Below are 19,483 nucleotides of genomic sequence, written 5' to 3'. Positions count from 1 at the left end.
TGAGAGTCTAGAGCTGAGAGTAGCGGATATGGCGCTGAGAGATCGTCGGCTCGGGACTCTAGACTCTGGGCTCTGGACTTTGCTTCTCACTTTTCCGCCACCGTGATGACGCGGAGGACTTCCTCGAGTGTCGTGTGGCCGGCGAGGACCTTGGCCCAGCCGGATTGTTGCAGCGTGCGCATGCCGTGGTCGCGGGCGACTTTGGCGAGGGCGCGCGTCGATTCGCGGTGGACGATAAGGTCGTGGAGCGATTCGTCGGGCTTGAGAATCTCGAAGAGACCGATGCGGCCGCGGTAGCCGGTGTTGCGGCAGCGTTCGCAACCGCAGGGCTTGGGGACATGCGTGACGCCCTCGGCGAGCGAGGCTTCGAGGCCGAGAATCGCGAGGGTGTCGCGGAGCTTCATCTGGCTGATCGGCTCCTTGGTGGCGCAGTCGGGGCAGAGGCGCCGCACGAGGCGTTGGGCGATGACGAGTTCGATCGACGACGCGACGAGGAACGGCTCGATGCCCATGTCGATGAGGCGCGTGATGGCGCCGGGGGCGTCGTTCGTGTGCAACGTCGAGAAAACCAAGTGACCGGTGAGCGAGGCGCGGATGGCGATGTCGGCGGTTTCGCGGTCGCGAATTTCGCCGACCATGATGACGTCGGGGTCCTGGCGGAGCACGTGGCGCAGCGCGCTGGCGAAGGTGAGGCCGATTTCGGGGCGGACCTGCATCTGGTTTGAGCCGGGGACTTCGTATTCGATCGGGTCCTCGACGGTGACGATGCGGAGGTCGGTTGAGTTGATCTTGCGCAGAAACGCGTTGAGCGAAGTCGATTTGCCGGAGCCGGTCGGGCCGGTGACGAGGATGATGCCGTGCGGGTAATCGAGGACCTTGGTGATGATGGCCTGCTCGGACTCATCCATGCCGAGGCGGTCCATCGTGTAGGCTTCCTTCTTTTGGTTGAGGAGGCGGAGCGAGACGGACTCGGCGTAGATGGTCGGGATGGTCGAGACGCGGATATCGAGGACGTTGTCGCCGGCTTTGAAGTTGATGCGGCCGTCCTGCGGGAGGCGTTTCTCGGAGATGTTGAGACGCGCCATGATCTTCAGGCGCGAGATGATGGCGTCCTGGTAGCGCAGCAGGTTTTCCGGGACGGGCACGGGGACGAGGAGGCCGTCGACGCGGTAGCGGATGCGGAGCTGGCCTTCCTGCGGTTCGAAATGGATGTCGGTCGCGCCGTCCTCGATGGCTTGGGCGATGATGTCGCGGACGAAGCGCACGACGGCGGCATCGGCGTCGGCTTCGATGTTGAGTGCGGCGCCGGAGGCGAAGGTGTCGGGCTCGTCGGTGTCCTCGATGGAGCCGGCGCCGACGCCGTAGTTCTCGATGATGAGCTGACGGAGGCGGTCGGCGGCGGCGAGGTGCCATTGCACGCGGCGCGGCGTGAAGACGGCGACCCAGTCGCGGACGTCGTCGTCGGGTGGCCACGAGGTGGCGAGGTGGAGCGGGCCGTCGCCGTTCTTGGCCGGCGCGCCGACGCTGACGGGCAGGACTTGATAGTCGTGCACGAGGCGCGCGGGGAGAGTGGCGATGGCATCGGCGTCGGCCGCAAGGGTGGCGACGACGGGCAGGTTTGTCTGCTCGGCGATGAATGGGAGGACGGCGCCGGGCGAGAGGTTGCGGAAGACGGCGAGGAGCTCCTGGCGCTCGGCGCGGGGAGCTTCGCGGAGTTGGCGCAGCTGGTCCGCGTCGGGCCAGTCGCGCAGGAAATCGGGCGTGGAGAGAGTGGGCGCGGCCATGGTCAGGTGGAACGCGTTGACCCCAACGCGTTCGAGGACGGGCGAAGCGGGCGGGCGTTTGAGCGCATTGAGGTCAATGCGCTCCACCTCGAAGACGGCGAAACCGTGGTCGCGGACATGGTCAGCGGGATTTCTTCTTCGGGTCCGGCAGGGGCTGGCCGATGGCTTCGCGGATGGGGTCGCGATCCTTCTTGGGCAGCTTGTCGATCTGCTGGAGCGCCGGGGCGTTGTCGGACGCGGTGTTGTTGAGAACGGTGGGACGGAGGAAAAACACGAGGTCGGTGCGCGTGTCCTCGCGCTTCCGGGTCCCGAGCAGGTCACCGAGGAACGGAATGGGGCCGAGGCGCGAGGTGCTCTTGGATTTTGTCGTGCGCTGCAGGCCGCCGAGAACGACGATGTCGCCGCTCTTGACGGAGACGAAGGAATTGGTCGAGCGGCGGCCGATGCGGGGCTGCTGGTTGCCGTCGATGGTGATCTCGCCGAGGATGTCATTCACCTCCTGCTTGATCTCGAGCTGCACGGAACCGTCGGTGCCGATGAGCGGCTTCACGGTGAGTTCGATGCCGATGTCCTTGTAGGAAACGGTGGAGCGATAGCCGGAGTTGGATGTGTTCGTGCCCGTGGAGTCGTTGAGGTAGCTGCTGATGGTGGGTCGCTGTTCGCCGACGAAGATTTTGCCCTCCTTGTTGTGTGTCGTGATGATGTTCGGCACGGAGAGGATGGTGGCGTTGCTCTTGCGCGGCGTGGAGGTGAGCGCGATTTCGGCGGCGAGGTCGACGTCGCCGGTCGGCTGGCGCGTGCCCGTGACGGCGCTGCTGGACGCGCCGGCCATCGCGAAGGAGCCTCCAACGAGCTTGTCCTTGTCGATTTTCAGGCCGAGGGCGCTGATGCCGGAGGTGGCCTCGTCGCCGAGCGTGACTTCGGCGATGACGACCTCGATGCGGACTTGGGCGAGGAGGAGGTCGATCTTTGCAACGAGGTCGTTGATGAGGCGGATGTCATCGACGGTGCCGGAGACGACGATGGCGTTGGTGCGCTCTTCGGCGAGGATGGTGAGGAGCGCGCTGAACTGGTTGGACGGCTCGAGGAGATTGGGCGCGCCGGCGACGTTGACGATGGTCGCGGCGGGCGCAGGTGCGCCGCCGGGGGCGGGAACGGGCGCCGCGGTGACGACGTTGGGCCGGCCGGATTCCTGGGCGCGGGCGGCGTTGTTCTGGCCGGTGACGAGCTGCGAGAGAATTTGAGCGACGTCCTTGGCGGTGGCGTGCTTGAGGTAGATGACCTCGTTGCGGGTGTTCGGGTCGGATTTGACGTCGAGCTTGGCGATGAGGTCGTCGAAGAAGGCGACCTGGCGCGGGTCGGAGATGACGATGACCTGATTGGTGCGGTCGTCGGCGTTGTAACTGGTGGCGGTGCCGATTTGCGACTGGAGCGCGCCCGAGAGGATGGTGCGCATCTTGTTCACGACGTCGGAGGCCTTGGCGTATTGCAACGTGTAGAACTTCGGCGTGAGACCGGTGAGCGCGGGCTGATCGAGGCGGTTCAGGAGCGTTTCGATGCGCTGGAGGTTGCTGATCGAATCGGTGATGAGCGCGGCGTTGGCTTTTTCGAAGATGACGGGCGGGCTGCCGGTGTTGGGCGAGAGCAGGCCGGCGATCTGCGGCATGAACTCGGCGACGCGGAGGAAGGAGAGCTGGAAGATTTTCGCGGCGAGGCGGCCACTGGGCGGGAGGGCGAGGGTGGAGCCTTCGATCAGTTCCGGCGCCTCGGATTTGGCCATGTTGAGGGCTGTCACCTTGATGTAGTGGGCATCCATCGGGGTGAGGGCCACGCCGTTGAGGGCGAGCAGCGTTTCGAGCGCGCGGATGGCTTCTTCACGCGTGACGCTCTCTTTGAGATGCACCGTGATGGTGGCGGCTGGGAGTGCCTGCGGGCGCAGGACAGTCTTGCCGGTGAGCCGCTCGACGAGGGCGATGACTTGGTCGATGCTTTCCTCGCGGAGATCGATCGGCCCGACGTTGCCGGTGGCGGGGAGGTTCGCGGGCGCCGGGACGGTCGGGGCGGGTTGCGCCGGGAGCGACGAAAGGGCGACGCTCAGGGTGAGCGCGCCAGCGGCGAGGCGGGAGAGAAGTTGCTTCATGCGGGGTGCCGCGTGGCGGCGGAGATTAGTCGTGTGACGTGGCCCACGTCGAAAAGTTGCAGGCGAAGAGTTGAAACGGCGGTCGCGTCGAAGGCAAGGCCCGCGTCCATCCCGGAGAATGAGCGACTCGTCCCGACCGACGGCCAACGAGGAACAACCTGCGCTTGCGGCGGACAAAAACATGCGGTTATTTCGTCTTCGGGCCCGGCGACTCGACGCGCGAGTCACTTCCAAGTGAATACCTGTTACCCTGTCCTAAAAAACCCGGTCTGGAAGCGCGCAAGCGCACGCCGAGCCGGCTCCTTATTCCCCATGCGTTCCCTGCGAACCTTGCTCCTGTGCGCGGCCGTGTTGACGGTAGTCGGCGTGTCGCGTGCCACCACGGTCGTGCCGCCGGATTTCGCCGACCTCGCGGCCGACTCTGACTATGTCGTGCGTGGTCGCATCAAGAGTCTCCGAAATGAGATCGTCGTGCGCGAGGGCCGCGAAGTGCCGTTCACGCATGTAGAGGTCGAGGTGCGCGACGTGGTCGCCGGCACCCCTCCGGCGAAAGTAGTGCTCCGCGTGCTCGGCGGCCAGACTTCCGATGGACGCGAGCTTCGGGTGGAGGGCGTGCCGGCGTTCACGGTCGGCGATGAGCATATCCTCTTTGTGAAGGGCAACGGCACCAACTTCTACCCGCTCAAGGGAGTCATGCACGGCATCTACCCGGTGAAGTTCGACAAGAAGCTCGGACGCGAATACATCGCCCGCGCTAATAGCGTCCCGCTCTCATCGACTGCCGAAGTCGGGCTTCCCCTCGCGGGAGGCAAGACAGCCATGATGCTCAGCCGGCTCCGCACGGCTGATGACGCACTGACGCCGGCAGAGTTTATCCAGAGCGTGCGGGAAGCACGTGCGGCCGGGAAGGAAGGAGGGCTGAGCCGTGCAAAGTAATCTGCGTCTTCGCTTCTTCGTCCTGCTTGGGCTGCTTGCGTTCGCTGCGAGCGCGAGCGCTTACGTCCTCATCACCGACAACGGTCGCACGGTGAAGTGGACCCCGGGCACGGTGTTCTTCGACGTGAAAGTGGGCACGAGCCGAACCTTGCAGGACGGCACGAATTTCAGCACGAGCTTCCTGGAAGCGGAGAAATCATGGAATGCCGTGATCGGCAGCGTGCAGCTCTCCGGCAACATCGAGGCCGAAGGCGCTCCGACCCAAAAGGGCGACGGCTACAATCAAAGCTTCTTCGCTGCGGACGTCTACGGTGAGGCGTTCGGAACTGATACCATCGCGATCACGACCTCCTATCGGTCCACCGCGGTGCAGGGCGATGGCACGTATCGCCGGTTGGAATCCGATATCGTGTTCAACAATGCCCGCACTTGGGATTCTTATAGGGGCAACCGTCAGGGCACGACCATCGATTTCCGGCGCGTTGCGATCCACGAACTCGGCCACGTCCTCGGTCTCGACCACCCCGACGAGGCGAGTCCGGTGCAGACCGTTTCGGCGGTCATGAACAGCCACGTTAGCAACATCGACACGCAGCAAAGCGACGACGTCGCCGGCGCGCAGTCACTCTACGGCACGTCCACTTCAGTGAACCGCCCCGCCAACGACAACTTCGCCAATGCCCTCGCCCTCACGCTGACCAACAACGCCGTCACGGTCACGGGAGCCAACAATTACGCCACAAAGGAAACCGGCGAACCCAACCACGCGCCCAATGAGGCCGGTGGCTCCTCCGTCTGGTGGAAATGGAACGCCACCGCGTCCGGTTCGCTTACCGTCACGACCGCCGGCAGCAATTTCGACACGCTCCTCGGCGCCTACACTGGCACCTCCGTGAGCGCGCTGACGCAGCTTGCGAGCAATGACGACGTGCAGTCGGGCGTCATCCGCACCAGCACGATCACCTTCAACGTCGTCGGCGGCACGACCTACTACTTCGCGGCCGACGGCTGGAACGGCGAGTGGGGCAACGTGAGCCTGAACCTCACTTTCTCGCCATCCAACACCGCGGTTGCGCCCACCATCACCTCACAGCCGCAAGCCGTCACGGTCACTGCGGGCGGCAATGCCAGTTTCAGTGTCACCGCGACCGGCAATCCCGCGCCTACTTATCAATGGCTCAAAGGGAGCACTGCGATTAGCGGCGCGACGAGCGCCACTCTGAACCTCACCAACGTGCAATCGGGCGACGCCGGCAGCTACACCGTGACAGTCACGAACAGCGCTGGCTCCGTCACGAGCAATGCCGCCACGCTCACCGTGAATCCCGCGGCCACAGCACCGACGATCACCGCCCAACCGCAAAGCGCCACGGTCACCACCGGCGGCAGCGCGAGCTTCAGCGTCACGGCCACTGGCACGCCCGCCCCGACATATCAATGGTTGAAGAACAGCACCGCGATCAACGGCGCCACCAGCGCGACCTACACGATCTCGAGTGCCACCACGGCCGACGCCGGCAGCTACACTGTGACGGTCACCAATAGCGCCGGCTCGGTCACGAGCAGTGCCGCCACGCTCACCGTGAATACGCTTGCGCCCGCGCCCTCCTCGGGCGGCGGCGGTGGTGGCGGCGGTGCGCCGAGTGCTTGGTTTGGTGTTATCATCGCTTTGCTCCTCGTTACAAACGCGGTGCGAACAGTTGGTTTGCAGGCATCGAATAAGCCCTGATTGGGTGCAATTATGAAGACGCGAACTTGGGATTTGGGCCGGTGCGTTGCCCTATTTGTGGGATTTGGTTTGGCGCACATGGCGTTTGCCTCTGTCGGTCAGCAGCGTCATTATCTGTCGGTAAACACACGGCTGACAGCGCTGGATGCCGAGGGTGTAACGTTGAGCGACTGGCGTGTGATCGCTCTATCCGGCACTGCCTATGTGGACTCCATCGTTGCGCGAGAGATATTCTGGTGCCCTGGCCTCGAATGGGAACCGTGGGTGTTCACTGACGGTTGGGTGAAACTCTTGCCATCAACCTCTGTTACTTTAGCGAATCTTGGCGCGAACGGCGAGCGGACTTGGTGGTATCAGGTCATCGAGAGAAACGCCGACGGCAGCATTGCTCGCGATGATCTGTTCTACGATCCTGATTACGAAAATCCGCCTTCTCCGCCCAACGAACCTCCGCCCGACGAACCTCCTTTCGGTCCCCCGGAATCTGAAAGATAGGCCGCGGTGGCGAATTTGGCCGGTTCGGGACACGCACTTATGCTTCTGCGCCGCATCGGGACGCCGCCGTGGTTCTACACGGCGGCTTTTCTTTGCGCCCTCGTCGTGCAGCTCGTGCCGGCGTGGCGCGAGGTGCTGATCTACGACCGCACCGCGGTGGCGCACGGCGAATTGTGGCGCATCTGGACCGCGCAGATCGTGCACTTCGGCTGGCCCCACTTCGTGGCCGATGGCGGGTTGTTGTTGATCATCGGCTGGACGCTGGGCCGGGAATTTCCCCGCGACAGCTGGATCGGCCTGCTCGCGATGCCGCCGGTGATTTGCGCGGTGCTATACTGGTTCGATCCGACGATGGTTCGCTACGCCGGTTTGAGCGCGCTGAACCTCGGCTTGTTGCTGCTCCTGGCGGCGCGCGGCTGGAAAGGCGATCTCCGCGACTGGTTCTGGCCCGCGATCGTGCTCATCTACGTCGTCGAGCTGGGTTACGAAATTTGGAAAGGCGGCCGCGGTGGCGGCTTCATCGAATTCGACGACGCCAACGTCAAGGTCGCCACCAGCGCGCACCTGGCTGCGGTGGCGTATGCCCTCGTGGCGTGGATCGCTGCCGTGTGCGTGCAACGGTCGCGACGGCAGACGTCCTGAACATCCAGCCGGCGGCAAGCGGAGCCCGAGCGCGCTGCGGTGAACGGGTAAGATGATTCAGCGACGTGAACTACTCCCTGCTCTGCGAGCCTCCCGGAGACATGCGCGTCGATGGGAAAGGGTCGCTCTCCCTGCGACGCTGACGGTCGGCATTTGCGTCGATGCGCCGCTGAAGAACGAAGAACTCGCCTCTGTTTTTCACGGCTTTCGGACGGAACCAGCCCGCGAGGAAACGGCGAGTGTGCGGGCATCAGCCAATACGCGCCCCGAATCTACACGGGGCGGAGAGCAGCACCAATTTCCGCCTGAGTTCGGACAGCTCCGTGAACATTTCTTCGCCTGGTATCGTCGGCGGAGTGTTGTCGAAGCTGTCGCGTGTCGCATTGAGGCCGCGTGCGGTTGCGCTACTTCGCTGGAGCTGAAGCGCACACGTCGCGGATTTTCTCGCGCAGCCAGCGGTGCGCAGGATCTGCGTCCATGCGTGGATGCCAGAGTAGTGAGACAGTCAGCGGTCGGGTGCGGAATGGTAGCGCGAAGGTGTGCAGCCCGGCGCGCAGAGCGGCCGTGTGGCGCTCCGGCACTGTCGCGACGAGATCGGTGGATCGGGTGAGCGTGAGCGCGGCGGCGAAACCGGTGAGGATCGTTCCGATGCGGCGCTCCAGTCCGAGCGCAGCGAGATCCGCGTCGACCGGGCCCTTTTCCTTCTCGCCGCGCGAGACGAGGATGTGCCGGGCGGCAAGGTAGCGCGGAGTCGTGATCCTGCCCCGGGCAAGTGGGTGGTTCGCGCGCACGACGCCGACCAGTCGATCGCGAAAGAGCGCGACGGTCCGAATCTCGGGGCTGAGATCGGCGCCGACGACGCCCGTTTCGAAATCCACGGTGCCATCGCGGAGCAGCGCGCCGTCGCGGGTCACCTTCTGGACAAAATGAATCGTGATGCCCGGCGCTTCCGCTGCGATCGCCGCCAGCAGCGCCGCGCCGAAATTCTCCACGAAGCCGTCGCTGGTTCGAATCGTGAACGTCCGGCGCACGTCAGGGCGAACTGCACTCACCGCCGGGCTCAACATCCGGAGGGCCTGCTCGACCAGCGGTCCGGTTTGCGCGCGGAGCTCGAGCGCGCGAGGCGAGGGGACCAGTCCGCGCCCGGCGCGCACGAGCAACGGGTCGCCGGTCGTCGCACGCAGGCGCGCGAGCGTGCGACTCATGGCGGACGGACTCAGGCGCAGCCGTTTCGCGGCCCGCGCGATGTTTCCTTCGTCCAGCAACACATCCAATGCCACGAGCAGGTTGAGGTCGGGGTGGGTCATCGACGGCGGCGTGACTATCGGCCGGCCCGGCGTCGCGTGCACTCATAAAGTGCATCCGGCGCGCGTTCCGCCGGTGTGGCAATTCGGTTATGCTCGCGGAGTGAATTCCACGACCAAGTCGCCCGACCGCACGCGCATCGCCGCTCTCGCGGGACTCTCGTTGGCCGTGCTGCTGTCGACGTTCAACACCAGCATCGTCAACGTTGCGCTGCCGACGCTGAGCCGGGTTTTCGGCGCGTCGACACAAGCGGTGCAATGGACGGTCATTTCGTTCGTGTTGGCCATCACGACCCTGATCGTGAGCGTCGGCCGGCTGGCGGATATCGTGGGACGCAAGCGGCTGCTGCTTTCCGGCGTGGCGCTGTTCACGGTCGCGGCCGGCGCGTGCGCGTTCGCTTCCTCGCTGGGGTGGTTGATCGGTTTTCGGTTTTTCCAAGGGATCGGCGCCGCGGCGATGATGGCGCTCAGCGTGGCACTCATCGGTGAGCTCGCACCCACGGAAAAAGCCGGGCGCGTGATGGGATTGCTCGGTAGCATGTCGGCCATCGGCACGGCGCTGGGGCCGGCGCTCGGCGGCCTGTTGATCGCGGCGTTTGGCTGGCGGGCGATATTCCTGGCCAGCGTCCCGCTGGGGGCGGCGACGTGGATCCTGCTCGTGCGCTCGCTGCCGGCCGATCGTTTCGCGCGAGCGGCACGACGGGATGATTTCGATGCGTGGGGCACTTTGCTGCTGGCGGCGAGCCTTGCGGCTTACGCACTCGCCCTCACGCGGCAGCGCAGCGGTTTCGGCGCGGCCAATTTCGCCCTGCTCGCGCTCGCCGCGGTGGGCGCGGCGCTATTCGTGCGCACGCAGAGACGAAGCACGTCGCCATGGCTGACAATGGAGCTGCTCCGGGACGGCGCGTTGCGGGGAGGTCTGACGATGAGCCTGCTCGTTGGCGCGGTGATGATGTCCACACTGGTGGTTGGGCCGTTTTATCTCGCGCAGGCGCTCGAGGTTCGCGCCGGGACGATGGGCTTGGTGCTGGCGGTCGGTCCGGTGATGGCGGCGCTTGTTGCCGGACCGGCGGGCCGCTGGGTGGATCGGATCGGCACGCGGCAGACGACGATCGGAGGACTCGGCGTCGCGGCTACCGGATGCCTCGCGCTCGCGCTTTTGCCCGAAAGGTCTGGCGTGATTGGTTACGTGATACCTGTCGCCGTGATGACGGCGGGATACGCGGTATTTCAGACGGCTAACAATACGGCGGTGATGCGCGCGGCGGGACGGGAGCAGCGCGGATTGATCGCGGGCGTGTTGAACCTCTCGCGCAACCTCGGTCTCCTGACCGGCGCCTCGTTTCTGGGCGGCGTGTTCGCGTTCGCCGCGGAGCGCGCGGCGTCGCCGGGCCCGGAGTCCGTGGGCTTCGCCACTCGCGCGACATTCGCGGCCGCGACCGCCTTCATCGTCGCGGCGCTCGCGCTGAGTCTGCGCGCATCCGGCGTCCCCAACCTCTCGGCGAATACAAACCCGGCTGCGGAGCCGCTCGCTCCGTTGTCGCCAATAGCACCGAAATCGTCCTAGTAGCTCCGCCCCTCCACGCTCCACGGCGCACCGCGTTCGCGGAGACCCACGCCATCCCCGACCCCAACTGTTCCATGCGTCGTCTCCTCAAATTCGCCAAATTCGCCCTCATCGCCGTCGTGGCGATCCTCGTTCTCGGTCTTACGGCCTTGTTCACTCTGCGCACCATTCGTCAGCGCGCAAACGAGAAGGCGTTCGCCATTACGACTGCTCGCGGCATCGACGAAGCTGGCTACGTCGAGATCGGCGGCATCAAGCAATGGCTCCAGATTCGCGGGCAGGATCGAGACAACCCCGTGTTGCTCTGCGTGCACGGCGGGCCGGGCGGCACGTGGATTCCGGTGACGCGCCTGTTCGCGAGTTGGGAAAAGGATTTCACGGTCGTGCTCTGGGACGAGCGTGGCGCGGGCAAGACACTCGGCGCCACCGGTCCCGGCATCGCGCCGACGATGACGATCGAACGCATGACCCAAGACGGCATCGAGGTTACGGAGCATCTTCGCCGCCGGCTCGGGAAGGAGAAGATCGTGCTGCTCGGGCATTCGTTCGGCTCAATCCTCGGGGTGAACATGGTGAAGCGCCGCCCGGAGCTGTTCTCTGTTTTCGTCGGCACGGGTCAGGCCGCCGATTTGCCGCGCAGCCTCGCGATGGAATACCAGCGCCTGCTCGCTTCCGCGAAGGCGGCGCAGGATGTTCGAACGCTCCGCGAGTTGACCGCGATTGGCCAGCCGCCTTTCTCGAACCTGAAACAGGCGGGCGCTTTCTTCCAATGCGCCGAACGCTATCAGGCAGCCGCTGACTCCGCAGCGATGATCGAGCTGCAGCGCAGCCTGCTCTCGCCGGTGCCGAACTACTCGCTCGGCGACGAATGGAATCGCATGCGCGGGTTCGCGGTCGTGCCGACCTGGGAATTGTATCGCGACATCCTCAGCACGAACCTCGCGACGCTCGGCGTGGAGTTCGCGGTGCCGGTGGTGCTGCTTCAAGGAACGGAAGATCACGTGACGCCGCTGGCGCTGGCGGAGGAGTATTTCCAAACGATTCAGGCGCCGCGGAAGGAACTCGTGCGAATCGAGCACGGCGGACATTTCGCGGTTTGGAGCCACGCCGGGAAGTTCGGCGAGGAACTGGCGCGGCAGGTGCGCCCGCTGACGGTCAAGTAGGTGCGCCCAGCGCGATGGGGTTCGGCTCGGGCGCGGCGCAGCGATTCGTGCTGCGTGCAATCCGAGCAAAAGAAAAGCGCCGGCTCGCAAGGAGCCGGCGCCGGAAAGGGGACGCGATTTTCGCGGGAACTGCTCAGCGATACTCTTCGTTCGTGAGCGCGTTGATGATTTTGAAGTTCTCGACGTGGTAGTTCGGGTCGGCGCGGAAGGCCAGTTTCACTCCGAACAATTTCTCCATGCGCACGAGCAGGTCGGCGTCTTCGGCGCGGAGGCGTTCGAGGATCGACGGGTGGACGTGCACGCGGAGCGAATACTCCTTGTTGTCCTTGCGATTCTGCAGACGGCGCGCGACGGACGAGAGGCGGCGCTGGAGTTCGACGGACATAGTAGTCGCGCTCTTCACGATGCCGCGGCCGTGGCAATACGGGCAGCCGGTGTAGATATTGGCCGAGAGCGACTCCTGCTGGCGCTGGCGCGTCATCTGCATGATGCCGAGCTGCGAGATGGGCAGGATGTGGGTCTTGGCTTTGTCTTCCGACATGAGCTCCACCATCTTGTCGTAGACCGATTGGCGGTGGCGGCGCTCCTTCATGTCGATGAAGTCCATGATGATCAGGCCGCCGATGTTGCGGAGCCGGATCTGGCGCGCCATTTCGGCGGCCGCTTCCATGTTCACCTGGAAGATCGTGTTCTTCTCGTCGCCGCTGCGGCTCTTGTGGGAGCCGGTGTTGACGTCGATGGCGATGAGGGCCTCGGTCTCGTCGATGACGATTTCGCCGCCGGAGGGCAGCGTGACGCGGCGCTGGAAGGTCTGCTCGATCTGGCGCTCGATGTTGTAGCGTTCGAAGACCGGGATGCTGTCCTTGTAGTAAGCGATCTTGCCGCGTGAGCGCGACGAGATGAGCGAGACGAGGTCCTGCGTGCGTTTGAAGTCGGCCTCGTTGTCGATGAGCACGCGGTCGATGTCCTCGGTGAGGAAGTCGCGGACGGTGCGCTCGACGATGTCGGGCTCCTGGTAGAGGCACGCGGGGGCGCGGTCGTTCTCCATCTTGCGCTGAATCTCTTCCCACTTCTTGAGGAGCAGGTGGAGATCGCGGACGAAGTAGCGGGCTTTCTTGCCCTCGCCGGCGGTGCGGACGATGACGCCCATGCCTTCGGGGATCGTGAGCTCGTTGATGAGCGTCTTGAGGCGCTTACGCTCGGCCTGGTCCTCGATTTTGCGGGAGATGCCGCAGCCGTCGGAGAACGGCGTGAGGATCAGGTAGCGGCCGGGGATGGAGAGGTTGGTCGTCGTGCGCGGGCCCTTGGTGCCGATGGGGCCCTTGGTGACCTGGATGACGATCTCGCTGCCCGGAGGATAGAGGTTCGGGATGTCTTTGACCGTCGGCTCGGTTTTGCGCGGCTCGGCGTTCTTCTTCTTGTTCACGCGCACGACTTCGACCGACGAGTCGGCGGCGGCGGGGAGCATGTCCCAGTAGTGGAGGAAGGCGTTCTTCGAGTAACCGATGTCGACGAACGCGGCCTTGAGGCCGGGGTCGAGGTTCTTGATGCGGCCCTTGTAGATGCCGCCGACCATGCGGTTGTCGGACTCGCGCTCGATTTCGAAGCGATCGAGGACGCCGTTCACGAGGAGCGCGACGCGCTTCTCGAGGGGTTCGGAGTTGATGACGAGTTCGCGGAAGGTCGCTTTTTCCTTTTGGAAGATGCTGAGGATCTTTTGGAGGAGCGGGCGCTGCGTGGAGCGTTCCTTGGCTTCGGCGTTAAGTTGGGCGGACGTGACCGGTTCGCTGTTTTTCAGAGGCGGAGGCTGCTGGAGCTCCTCTTCATGGCGAGCGGCGGCGTCCCGGGTATCTTCCGGGGCGCCCATTGGTGTGGGCTGATCGTTCATGGTGTGGCGTGTGCCGTGGGGTGTGGTTGACGTCGGCGGACGCCTCGGTGGGGGACGGCTGCGCGCAGGAGATTCCGGCAAAGCGGTCAATATCGGGGGAGGCTGACATCAAAAGTCCCTCCGGAATCGATAGACGCTTTGGACCAGTCCTTGCAGCAAGCAGCAGCTGAGCACAAAGGTGCCGCCGTAGCTGATGAAGGGAAGCGGGATGCCTTTCACCGGCACGAGGCCGACGGTCATGGCGATGTTCACAAAGATGTGCACGCACAGCAGCGCGGTAACGCCGATGACGAGCAGCATCCCGAAGCGGTCGCGGGCGAGGCCGGCAATGCGGACCCCGTTCCACAACAACACTCCGAACAAGCCGATGACGGCAATGCTTCCCAGGAAACCTTTCTCCTCCGCGATGACGGAGAAGATAAAATCGTTATGCGCGACCGCGCGCGGCAGATAGCCGAGCTTCGCCTGCGTGCCCTCGGTCCAGCCTTTGCCGACCAAGCCGCCGGAGCCGACCGAGATGCGTGACTGCACCTGGTTCCAGCCGATGCCGGTGCGGTCGAATTGATCGGGATTCCAGAACGCCAGCACGCGGTTGCGCTGGTAGTCCTTCAGCGGCAGGCGCGCCCAAGTGGATTTCTCGTAGGCGCCGCGGTCGTTGTTAAAATCCAACCCATTTTCGTCCATGTAGTTCGCGTATTTCGCCACATCCAGCGCGACGGCGCCGATGAGCAACGCGAACACGGCCAACGCCCCGGCAAAAAAACGCAGCGAGAGGTTGGAGACGAAAAGCATAGCGAAGACCATGGGCGCGATCGCGAGAGCGCTGCCGAGGTCGGGTTCCGCGACTATGAACAACATGGGTATACCCACCGCAAGGGCTAACTTGATCAGCACCTGCAGCGAGTCGCGCACCGTGCCCAAACGGTTGCCGGTCAGGATGGAAGCCGTGACGAACAGCACCGCGATCTTGCCCACTTCCGACGGCTGAAACGACCAGCCCGGCAACTCGATCCAGCGCCGCGCGCCCATGCCGTGCGTTGTGCCGATGCCCGGGATGAGCACGAGCGCCAGCGCGACCAATGCCGCGAAGTAGACCCAATGCGCGTATTTCAGCCACAGCCGGTAATCCAGCAGCGACGTGCCGACATAAATGATCCCGCCCAACAGCAGGTAGAACAGCTGCTTCATCCACTGGTCGCCGTCGTTCGCGACCTGCGCACTATAGATGAAGAACACGCCGAACGTCGACAGCAGCCCCATGCAGGTGGGGTTGATCCAGTCCGACCGCTCACGCGTGGTGAGCTTGAAGAACTGGGCGAGGTCGGTGACGCGGGCGATTCTCACGAGGAAGAGCCGCGATTAAACGCGCCGCCCTCGCGCGCGCAATGGCGCAATCGATCTTCCGCGCGCCGCGTCAGCGGCGGCGCACCGCGATGTAGCTTTTCGGCAGCCCGAGAAAGCGTTCGGTCAAGATTTCGCAGTCGGGAAACAGCTCCCGCATCTCCGCGCGCGTGAGCAGTCGCACTTCGGCGAGAAACGCATCCACGTCGGCCGGCGTCGGCCGCGTCAGCCAGCCCCACGGCGTGAACCAGCGCAGCAAGCCGCGCTGCATCCGGCGCGGCAGCCAGTGCACGAACGGCGCGAGCAGGTGCGGCTCCACGAAGAACTCGCGTGCCGGCGTCTGCACCCACAACCGCCGGCCCACGCGCCGCGCCTCGCGGGCGAAGGCCTGTTGGCGCTCCCACGTGCCGACGTGCTCGATGACGCTGTTGGAGAAAACCGCGTCAAACTCGCCATCGCCGAACGGCAGCGCGCAGCCATCCCCCGTCATGTAGGTGAAGCCCTGCGCTGCCGTGCCGTCCGGAAATGCGCGGTTCAGCAACGTGACCCGCGCCGCCGTCGCGCCGGGCGGCCAACACCAGGGATACCCGCCGACATCGAGCAGGCGCGCGCCATCCCGCAGCGCGAGCTCTCGTTGCATCCAACGCAATCGCCGCCGCCGGAAAAGCGGCGAAACCGCGCCGTAGATGCGATGGATGAGCTTCACGGCTTTCCGCTCGCCGTTTCCGGCGTCTCCGGCTCGGGCTCGTCGCTGGCCAACCCCAGCAACACCCAGAACGGCACGGCGCCCATTGGCCCTTCAAGCACCACACCGAAGAGCGAACTGACCAGGATCATGGTGGCCGCCGTCCACAACGCCGCGCGCATTTCGTTGTCGGCGCGGAGCGCCCGCCACGTGCGCCTGATGATCAGGAGAAAAATGCCCGCCCAGATCGCCGCGCCCACCAATCCCATGCGCCCGAAAGCGGTCATGAACATATTGTGCGGACTGCGCGTGCTGAACTCGTCGGCGAGATCCGGCGCATACTCGCGCACGAATCCGCCCGCCAGATCGTAGCCGAAGCCGAGCCCGAAGACCGGGTTCGCCGCCACCGTCTCGCGCGCCACCGTTTGCCACCAGACTAGCCGGAAGCGGTTGTTGTCGCCTTTGTTTCCGCTCTCCTCGCTGCGATACGCGCGCACGCCGCCCGGATCGATCACCGAGGCCACACGGTCGCCGACCCCGGCGAGCTTGCGCTGCGCCCAGTCGTTGTCGGTGAACAGCGCAGCACCGATCACCAGCACACCGGCGAGCGCCGCCGCGCCGAAATGCCAGACGGGAAATTGCCACCGGCGCGCCGCGGCGAACAGCCCCGCCGCCGCCAGCAGCGCCAGTGCCGAGGCGCGATTGTTGCCGAACAACACATACGCGAAAACCGCGGCCGTGACCGGCAGCACGTATTTCCGGCCGGCGCGCGGCGTCGCCACAAAAACCAGCAGCGCCGCGACGCCGAGGAACGTGTTCAGCAGGTCGCCCTTGAAGTAGATGAGCGGCGCTCCGCCGACGCTCACCAGCGACCAGAAAACCCCCGGAAACGCCTCGTAGGCCGGACCGATCGGCACCAGCAAGGCGAGCGCCACCACCAGCGCGCCGATCAGATAGCGCCGCGCCTTCGCGTCCTCCGCCATTTGCTGCGCGATGAAGAAGAACGCCGCGTAGTAAACCATCGCGTAGTCGCGCACGGCGAGAAAACGGTATTCCGGCAGGTCGAAGAGCACGCGCGCCGTGCCCACCACCATCCACAGCAGCACCAGCCGGTTCAACCCGTCGCGCCGGACCGGCAACCGGCGTTCGAACGCGCACACCACGGCCCGCCACGCGCCGGCGACGAGCAACGCGGCTTCCGCGGGCAGCAGCGGAAAACTGCCGAGCACCGGGAGCTGGGCGAAACCGCGGTTGCCCACGATGTATCCGGCGACGACGACACCGAGGAAAACCACGTCGCCGCTCAGGCCGGTGAGCCGGTTGATCGCGGCGACACCGGCGACGATCGTGGCCAACGCCGGCCACAAGTGTTCGCCCTCCGCGAGCTTCCACCCGAGGAACATCGCGACGAGGCACGCCGCGAGCACGATCAGGAAGTTTTTCAACTGCGGGTTCATCGCCAGGGGCGCCGCCAGTGAAGAGCACGCCAAGTCCGCTGCAATCTCGGAGAAACTTGAACCCACTTGCCTCCGTCCTTCGGCCAACCGCACAATGCCGCCGCATGCCCGTTGTGTCCGTCGTGCTCGTTTTCCACCGCGTCTCGCCCCATCTGCCGTCGGCGATCGCGAGTGTGCTCGCGCAAACGTGGTCGGACTTCGAACTCGTGCTGGTCGACAACGGCGCGGGCGCGACGCCGGAACAGCTCGGCCCGGCCGGCCGCGATCCGCGCCTGGTGTGGGTGCGGCTCCCGCGCGACGAAGGCATCGGCGTGGCGACGAACGCCGGCGTCGCCGCGGCGCGCGGGGAGTTCATCGCGTTTCACGACTGGGACGATCTTTCCTATCCGACGCGATTCGAGCGACAGGTCGCCGCCCTGCGCCGCGATCCGTCGCTCGGGATCGTGTCCGCGCTGGCGGAGATGATCGACGAGGCCGGCCAACCGCTCGGCCGGCGGCTCTTCACGCTGCACGACAGCGCGGAATTCCTCCGCTATTCGCAATACGCCGCGCCCTTCATCAACCCGTTGGCCATGGGCCGGCGGGAGCTGTTTGTCGCGACGCCGTGGCGGCGGGAGTTTCGCTACGCGGGCGACCTCGATTTTCAGGCGCGGGTGTGCGAGCGCTGGCGCGCCGCCGTGCTGCCCGAGCCGCTGCTGCACTACCGTTGGCACGGGACGCAGACCACCCAGCGCTATGCGACGCTCATCGCGCAGAGCCGGCACGCGATCGCCTTGCTGGCCGCGCGCCGTCGCGCCGGGCGCAGCGAGGAAGGGCCGCTGCCGCCGCTCGCGGAGAACATCCCGCCCGCCGAACACGCGCGGGCGGTCGCGGCGCAGGCGCTCGCGGAGAATTTCGCCGCGCCGGCTGGTTATCTCGCGCGGCGCTCGCTCGCATCCGACCGAAGTCCGCGAGCGGTCGCGGCCGCGCTGCGGCTCGCGTTCCAGGCGTGGCGCAACGCGCCCGCCGCCGAGCGAAGCACGGTCGCCGCGCTATTCTTCAAAGGCCCGGTGCGGGCGCTGCGGGTGCATCCGGCTTGAGCAACGCGCGTCGCGCGAGCGTGCGGTAGCACAGCCACGGCCACGCCGGCGCGGCGATCAGCCACGCGCGAAACCACGCCTCGCCGGCCCAGCCCGCGACGGCGCCGGCCGCCAGCAGGCCGATCGAGAAGGCCACTTCGATCCCGCCGATTCGATCCTCGCGTCGCACGGCCAGCAGCAGCGATTGATAAAACGCGGCGGTGGCGGTCGCGACCGCGAAGCAGCCGGCGGGAAACAGGTAGCCGATCGCCGGCCGGAATTTCTCATGAATGAGCGGGCCGACGAGCCAGGGCGCGACGAGATGAAGCGCGCCGAGAGCGATCAACGTCACGATCACGAACTTCGCGGCCATGCGATCGACTTGGCGCAGGAGCGCGCGTCGCTCGTCCATCGTCGCATGCGGTTGGGCGAACCAGCCCGGTTGGGCGTATTGGATGGCGATGGCGACGAAGACGCCCGGCAGGATTGCGCCGACGTTGTTCGCGAGAGTGAAATAGCCCGCTGTCTCCGACGCCAGAAAACCGGCCGCCACCCAGCGCGTCACACCGGTCAGCGCCCATCCCGACAGCGCGAGCAACGGAAACAGCGCTCCCACGTATGCCGGCGGCAGTGCGAGCATCGGTCCGCTCCGGCGCGGCATCACCCCGAGCACGAGCGCGGCCACCGCGGCGAAACTCAAGGCGCTCAACAGCAGTCCGGCAGGCAGCGCGACCGCCACGCCGGTGGCGGCGAAAAGCAGCAACGGCAGGAAAGTGCGCGTGACGCCGAGCGCGGTGTTCGCCGCCAAATCGCGCCAGTGAGAGCGATCGGCCTGCAGCGCCGCTTGTGCGAATGCACCGAAACTCAGGAACGCGGCGGTGCCGAACAGCAGGGCTGTGGCGGTGCCCCAGCTCCACGCGTCGAGCGAGAGCGCGGCGATCCCGCAGGCGAGCAGCAGCCACGGCAACCGCCGCACGGCCAGCGCGACGAGCGCGGCGGCGCCGGACGAGCGCTCCGGCATCGCGGCCCAGTGACGATTCACATACCGCACCAAACCGGCGTGCACGACCCATTGCCCAAGGGGGGCGAACGAGAGCAGGACGCCATATTGGCCGTAGAGCGCGGGCGGCACGAGCTGCGTGGCAACCCGAACGCCAATGACGCCGCACAACACGCCGACACCCTGCGAAAGCGCGATCGGAAGCAGACGTTGGCGGAAATCTTCCGGAAGGCGCGGCATGAGGGAGTCGGTCGGGCGAATATGCGCATTGCGCCGTGGGGCTGAAGCCAGAAT

Annotated in this window: 15 protein-coding genes; 7 read left to right on the top strand and 8 right to left on the bottom strand. The window is 65.6% G+C overall.

The annotated features are described in order from the left end of the window. Positions 1-86 precede the first annotated feature (86 nt). The gene (locus HZA32_20990) at positions 87-1,784 is read right to left on the bottom strand and encodes a type II/IV secretion system protein (GenBank protein ID MBI5426560.1); all 1,698 of its coding nucleotides are present in this window, start codon (positions 1,782-1,784) and stop codon (positions 87-89) included. 121 nt (positions 1,785-1,905) lie between these two features. Next, complete coding sequence (locus HZA32_20985; protein ID MBI5426559.1) at positions 1,906-3,924, bottom strand: type II secretory pathway, component PulD; 2,019 nt, start codon at positions 3,922-3,924, stop codon at positions 1,906-1,908. A gap of 312 nt (positions 3,925-4,236) precedes the next feature. Here HZA32_20985 and HZA32_20980 point away from each other — a divergent pair, with 312 nt between their 5' ends. The 4 genes from HZA32_20980 (at position 4,237) to rrtA (ending at position 7,726) form a co-directional block, all read left to right on the top strand. Beyond that, positions 4,237-4,860 (top strand): hypothetical protein, encoded by a 624-nt coding sequence (locus HZA32_20980; protein ID MBI5426558.1) that lies wholly within the window; start codon positions 4,237-4,239, stop codon positions 4,858-4,860. After that, positions 4,850-6,589 (top strand): immunoglobulin domain-containing protein, encoded by a 1,740-nt coding sequence (locus HZA32_20975; GenBank protein ID MBI5426557.1) that lies wholly within the window; start codon positions 4,850-4,852, stop codon positions 6,587-6,589. The genes HZA32_20980 and HZA32_20975 overlap by 11 nt, the downstream gene beginning before the upstream one ends. Positions 6,590-6,667: 78 nt before the next feature. Then, a complete protein-coding gene (locus tag HZA32_20970; GenBank protein MBI5426556.1) occupies positions 6,668-7,084 on the top strand; it encodes a hypothetical protein in 417 nt (138 codons plus the stop codon). Between the two features lie 39 nt (positions 7,085-7,123). Further along, positions 7,124-7,726: a rhombosortase gene (rrtA, locus tag HZA32_20965; protein MBI5426555.1), complete on the top strand. Its 603-nt coding sequence runs from the start codon at positions 7,124-7,126 to the stop codon at positions 7,724-7,726. Between the two features lie 404 nt (positions 7,727-8,130). Here rrtA and HZA32_20960 read toward each other — a convergent pair whose 3' ends face one another. Then, positions 8,131-9,033 (bottom strand): LysR family transcriptional regulator, encoded by a 903-nt coding sequence (locus tag HZA32_20960; protein MBI5426554.1) that lies wholly within the window; start codon positions 9,031-9,033, stop codon positions 8,131-8,133. Between HZA32_20960 and HZA32_20955 the strand changes: the two genes are divergently transcribed. Further along, entirely contained in the window at positions 8,972-10,597 is a 1,626-nt protein-coding gene (locus HZA32_20955; GenBank protein MBI5426553.1) for an MFS transporter, read from the top strand. The two genes, HZA32_20960 and HZA32_20955, sit on opposite strands and share 62 nt — an antisense overlap. A gap of 74 nt (positions 10,598-10,671) precedes the next feature. Then, positions 10,672-11,760, top strand: a complete 1,089-nt coding sequence (locus HZA32_20950; protein ID MBI5426552.1) for an alpha/beta hydrolase — start codon at positions 10,672-10,674, stop codon at positions 11,758-11,760. A gap of 133 nt (positions 11,761-11,893) precedes the next feature. On the opposite strand, the gene HZA32_20945 is transcribed toward HZA32_20950, so the two are convergent. The 4 genes from HZA32_20945 to HZA32_20930 form a co-directional block, all read right to left on the bottom strand. Next, the gene (locus HZA32_20945) at positions 11,894-13,627 is read right to left on the bottom strand and encodes an Rne/Rng family ribonuclease (protein ID MBI5426551.1); all 1,734 of its coding nucleotides are present in this window, start codon (positions 13,625-13,627) and stop codon (positions 11,894-11,896) included. A gap of 129 nt (positions 13,628-13,756) precedes the next feature. Further along, positions 13,757-14,908 carry a rod shape-determining protein RodA gene (locus HZA32_20940; GenBank protein MBI5426550.1) on the bottom strand — a complete coding sequence of 384 codons (1,152 nt, stop codon included), beginning with the start codon at positions 14,906-14,908 and terminating at the stop codon, positions 13,757-13,759. Positions 14,909-15,062: 154 nt separating this feature from the next. Continuing rightward, positions 15,063-15,629: a methyltransferase domain-containing protein gene (locus HZA32_20935; GenBank protein MBI5426549.1), complete on the bottom strand. Its 567-nt coding sequence runs from the start codon at positions 15,627-15,629 to the stop codon at positions 15,063-15,065. A gap of 62 nt (positions 15,630-15,691) precedes the next feature. Beyond that, entirely contained in the window at positions 15,692-17,119 is a 1,428-nt protein-coding gene (locus tag HZA32_20930; GenBank protein ID MBI5426548.1) for an O-antigen ligase family protein, read from the bottom strand. A gap of 116 nt (positions 17,120-17,235) precedes the next feature. Between HZA32_20930 and HZA32_20925 the strand changes: the two genes are divergently transcribed. Further along, positions 17,236-18,210, top strand: a complete 975-nt coding sequence (locus HZA32_20925) for a glycosyltransferase (GenBank protein ID MBI5426547.1) — start codon at positions 17,236-17,238, stop codon at positions 18,208-18,210. On the opposite strand, the gene HZA32_20920 is transcribed toward HZA32_20925, so the two are convergent. Beyond that, a complete protein-coding gene (locus HZA32_20920; GenBank protein ID MBI5426546.1) occupies positions 18,170-19,429 on the bottom strand; it encodes a hypothetical protein in 1,260 nt (419 codons plus the stop codon). The two genes, HZA32_20925 and HZA32_20920, sit on opposite strands and share 41 nt — an antisense overlap. Between the last annotated feature and the right edge of the window lie 54 nt (positions 19,430-19,483).

The sequence above is a fragment of the Opitutia bacterium genome (assembly GCA_016217545.1).
Taxonomy (GTDB): Bacteria; Verrucomicrobiota; Verrucomicrobiia; order Opitutales; family Opitutaceae; genus Didemnitutus.
Note: the sequence above shows the minus strand (reverse complement) of the source record. Positions and strands in the feature narration are given on the sequence as shown.

Excerpts from the sequence above, each read along its gene's own strand:
- HZA32_20960 (MBI5426554.1), bottom strand. The coding sequence starts at position 9,033 with ATGACCCACCCCGACCTCAACCTGCTCGTGGCATTGGATGTGTTGCTG.
- HZA32_20980 (MBI5426558.1), top strand. The coding sequence starts at position 4,237 with ATGCGTTCCCTGCGAACCTTGCTCCTGTGCGCGGCCGTGTTGACGGTA.
- HZA32_20925 (MBI5426547.1), top strand. The coding sequence starts at position 17,236 with ATGCCCGTTGTGTCCGTCGTGCTCGTTTTCCACCGCGTCTCGCCCCAT.
- HZA32_20920 (MBI5426546.1), bottom strand. The coding sequence starts at position 19,429 with ATGCCGCGCCTTCCGGAAGATTTCCGCCAACGTCTGCTTCCGATCGCG.
- HZA32_20950 (MBI5426552.1), top strand. The coding sequence starts at position 10,672 with ATGCGTCGTCTCCTCAAATTCGCCAAATTCGCCCTCATCGCCGTCGTG.
- HZA32_20970 (MBI5426556.1), top strand. The coding sequence starts at position 6,668 with ATGGCGTTTGCCTCTGTCGGTCAGCAGCGTCATTATCTGTCGGTAAAC.
- HZA32_20945 (MBI5426551.1), bottom strand. The coding sequence starts at position 13,627 with ATGGGCGCCCCGGAAGATACCCGGGACGCCGCCGCTCGCCATGAAGAG.
- HZA32_20935 (MBI5426549.1), bottom strand. The coding sequence starts at position 15,629 with ATGCAACGAGAGCTCGCGCTGCGGGATGGCGCGCGCCTGCTCGATGTC.
- HZA32_20940 (MBI5426550.1), bottom strand. The coding sequence starts at position 14,908 with ATGGGGCTGCTGTCGACGTTCGGCGTGTTCTTCATCTATAGTGCGCAG.
- rrtA (MBI5426555.1), top strand. The coding sequence starts at position 7,124 with ATGCTTCTGCGCCGCATCGGGACGCCGCCGTGGTTCTACACGGCGGCT.
- HZA32_20990 (MBI5426560.1), bottom strand. The coding sequence starts at position 1,784 with ATGGCCGCGCCCACTCTCTCCACGCCCGATTTCCTGCGCGACTGGCCC.
- HZA32_20985 (MBI5426559.1), bottom strand. The coding sequence starts at position 3,924 with ATGAAGCAACTTCTCTCCCGCCTCGCCGCTGGCGCGCTCACCCTGAGC.
- HZA32_20955 (MBI5426553.1), top strand. The coding sequence starts at position 8,972 with ATGTTTCCTTCGTCCAGCAACACATCCAATGCCACGAGCAGGTTGAGG.